This is a genomic window from Streptomyces virginiae (assembly GCF_040638905.1).
Taxonomy (GTDB): domain Bacteria; phylum Actinomycetota; class Actinomycetes; order Streptomycetales; family Streptomycetaceae; genus Streptomyces; species Streptomyces virginiae_B.
In genome coordinates, this window is sequence record NZ_JBEZYV010000081.1 from 1 (window position 1) to 3,152 (window position 3,152).

2 protein-coding genes and 2 pseudogenes are annotated in these 3,152 nt (G+C 68.4%); 1 reads left to right on the forward strand and 3 read right to left on the reverse strand.

All coding sequences use genetic code 11. From position 1 onward, the window contains the following. The 3 genes and pseudogenes from AB0F82_RS38555 to AB0F82_RS38565 form a co-directional block, all read right to left on the reverse strand. Positions 1-782, reverse strand: a pseudogene (locus AB0F82_RS38555) (IS701 family transposase); the annotation flags it as partial. Further along, positions 763-1,146 (reverse strand): transposase, encoded by a 384-nt coding sequence (locus AB0F82_RS38560; protein WP_362636472.1) that lies wholly within the window; start codon positions 1,144-1,146, stop codon positions 763-765. The gene AB0F82_RS38560 and the pseudogene AB0F82_RS38555, both read right to left, overlap by 20 nt. 268 nt (positions 1,147-1,414) lie before the next feature. Continuing rightward, complete coding sequence (locus AB0F82_RS38565) at positions 1,415-1,819, reverse strand: type II toxin-antitoxin system PemK/MazF family toxin (RefSeq protein ID WP_362636475.1); 405 nt, start codon at positions 1,817-1,819, stop codon at positions 1,415-1,417. 111 nt (positions 1,820-1,930) lie between these two features. On the opposite strand from AB0F82_RS38565, the pseudogene AB0F82_RS38570 reads away from it, so the two are divergent. Next, positions 1,931-3,040: pseudogene (locus tag AB0F82_RS38570) on the forward strand (IS701 family transposase). Positions 3,041-3,152 lie beyond the last annotated feature (112 nt).

Below are 3,152 nucleotides of genomic sequence, written 5' to 3' on the forward strand. Positions count from 1 at the left end.
CGGGTGTGTCCCGCTCGCGTCCCCCCTTTTCCCGCGCGTGGGCGGCGGTGACGGCCAGGAACCCGTGGGCGAACACGGCAAGGGGGATGCGGCGGTGCCAGCCGGTGTAGCGGCGGACTTGGTAATGGTCCAGGCCGCACTCGTTCTTCGCGCTCTGGAGCACTCCTCGATCTTCCAGCGGCAGCCGGCGATCCGCACGAGGTCGGCGAGGGCGGCCTGCAGGGGTGCCGCGGCCAGGAAGCAGGCGAGCTCGTCCGGCTTGGTGATGCTGCGGCGGGCAAGCATCCATCGCTGGCGGTTGGGCTCGTCGCCGTCGAACTCCCAGACAGCCGGCAGCCGGGCGGCGGCCCAGTCGTAGATTCCTGGCCCTTTCGCGCCGTCGCCGCAGGAGAGCCACTGCCATGCTTCGGGAGGAGCCCGGCCGATGAGGTGGTCGATGCGGGGGCCGTGGACCTGCTGGGACTCGGGCACGGCCATGACGTAGGACAGGCCGGCGTCTTCCAGGAAGCGGCGGAAGCGGGAGTCCTGCCCGTAGGCGGCATCCGCGGCGACCCAGGCGACGGGCAGCGGGGAGGCGAGTGCCCGCAGGACCAAGGCGCGGGCCAGGTCGTTCTTCGTCGCGAAGCCGCGCCGCTGGGAATCTTGGCAGCGCGGCAGCGTTCCGCGTCGTCGGTCCAGGACTTGGGCAGGTAGAGCTCGCGGTCGACCAGGGCGTGGCCCAGGGTGGTGGCGCAGGCAGCGAAGACACCGATCTGGCAGTTCTCAGTGCGGCCGGCCGGCAGTGCCGGAGTACTGCCGTTGCACCCCGGCTGAGGTGATGCCCTTCTTGAGGAACCCGGTGTCGTCGATGATCAGGACACCGTCGTCGGCGCCGAGGTGCTCGGCGACGTAACCCTGCAGGTCATCGCGAATCTCGTCGGCCTCCCATTGGCTTTTCGCCAGCAGGTGCCGCAGTCCGTCCGGTGTGGAGTGCCCGGCGAACTCAGCCAGTTGCCAGGAGTTCTTGCGGCCCACCGGGCCGAGCAGGCCACGAACGCAGTCCCGCATCCGCCGCCGCGGCTCGACACGCGAGAAGCGATGCCCGACCTGCAGAAAGAGCTCTTCCAGTTCCTGTTCCCACTCGTTGGCGGGTACGTCGTCAATCACACCGACTGGCTGTCCAGCCCGATGTCACTACACACGCCGCGGTCACTCGTTCGCGGGACGGGCCGCGCGAACCCGTCCCGCACCCGGCACCCCCCTACACTCCCCACACCCAAGCCGTTGACCAGGCAAAACATCAAAGTCCGGCTGGATTACTGATACTCCAGCCGTAGTTCGTGATCTCGATCGTGAGGGGCCGAGGAGGCAGCTGGCAGCGTCGATCATCCGGACGAGACCGACCACCCGTCGCGGGCGTCCGTTCCTTCTCCGCCTACCCGAGTCCACCGAGACGGAGGGCGTTCCTCATCTCGCTGAGCTTCGCGGTCGTCGCCGGGGTCCACTCCTTCGCCTGCTCACCGAGACGGAGGGCGTTCTCAATCTCGCTGAGTTTCGCGGAGGACAGAACGCCCGCTCGCTCGATCAGGTCGTCCCGGGACACGGTGGTCAGCCACGTGCAAGGGGTAAAGCCCGGACGCGGGAACGCGAACCGCAGCACGCCTTCAAAGGGCAGCCCTTCCACGGCGCCCACTGCCACTTCGACGCCCAGACCGGTGATGTCGACACCCGCCCGAGCGACGACCTGCACCACCCGGATCCCGGACGCGTCGTCTCCCGACAGCAGCACGACCGGCCGCCGCTCGTCGAACTCCACCCACCAGACTTCGCCACGTTGCACATGTCCTCCTGACACAGGAACGGCGGGCGGACGCTGCGCGACCCCGACGCGCTGTGGAGACGGGTGCGGTCACCCGTTGATCATCGGTGTGTGAAGACAAACGATCACGCGGTGGCCGCAGGTCACAGCGTAGACCCTGCCCGCTGGCAGGAGGCGGTTGAGGGCCAGCTGAGCCGGATGACGGGACGGTTCACACGGGTCAAACCCCGGTTCTGTGTCAGGAAGTTCGTACTCGGACTGCTGTCGGACCTGCCGCGCAAAAACTGCTGGACCATCGCCGAATGGGCCATGGAGAGGACCCCGGACGGCATGCAGCACCCTGCTCGCCGGGCCAAGTGGGAAGCCGACCGGGTCCGCGACGATGTGTGTGACTACGTGGCCGACCACCTGCACGACGACCAGGCGGTACTGGTGGTCGACGAAACCGGGGACGTGAAGAAGGGCACCGACACGGTCGGCGTCCAGCGCCAGTACACCGGCACCGCGAGCAGGATCGAAATGCCCAGGTCGCCGTCTACCCGGTCTACGCCGGCCCGCGCGGGCACGCGGCAGGGAACCGGGAACTGTACGTCCCGCGTTCATGGACCTCCGACCCTGACCGCTGCCGGGATGCCGGACTCGACCAGGACACCGCCTTCGCCACCAAGCCGGAACTGGCCACTCGTACGGTCGCCCGGTTCCTGGACGCCGGCCACCAGGCCGCACGGGTCGCCGGCGACGAGGTCTACGGCGGCAACCCCAGGCTGCGAACCGCACCGGAGGAACGCGGCACCGGCTACGTCCTCGCGGTGGCCTGCTCGCACGAACTCACCACGGGGGCGGGGAGGTTCCGTGCGGACACCCTGGCCAACCCGTGCCGCTGACCGTGCTGGTCAAAGTCGCAGGATCACGACGGCGGGTGGAGGAGTTCCTCCAGTCGGGCAAGGGCCTGGCCGCACTCGACGAGCACCAGGTCCGCCGCTATGCCTCCTGGTCCCGCTGGGTCACCCTCGCCGTGCTCGCGCACGCCTTCCTCGCCGTCGTACGCGCAGACGAGCACACCCGCCCCGCACCCGATGCCCTCATTCCACTCACCCGCAACGAGATCCAGCGCCTGTTCAACACACTCGTAGCCGCCCCGTCCACGATGCCGCCCACCGGCTCGGTCGGTCCGACCGGCGCCCCCGCCACCAGACCCGATCCCAGGCCAGCCACGACCCTCGACAAGCCACTCAGGCATGAAGATCACGATCTACGCACTAAGAGGTCCTAACAGAAGCTGCTGATGGTGTGACTGTCGGCTCAGATGCTCGTTGCTCTGTTCGTGGGGAAGAGGAACTCTCGTCCGTGGATC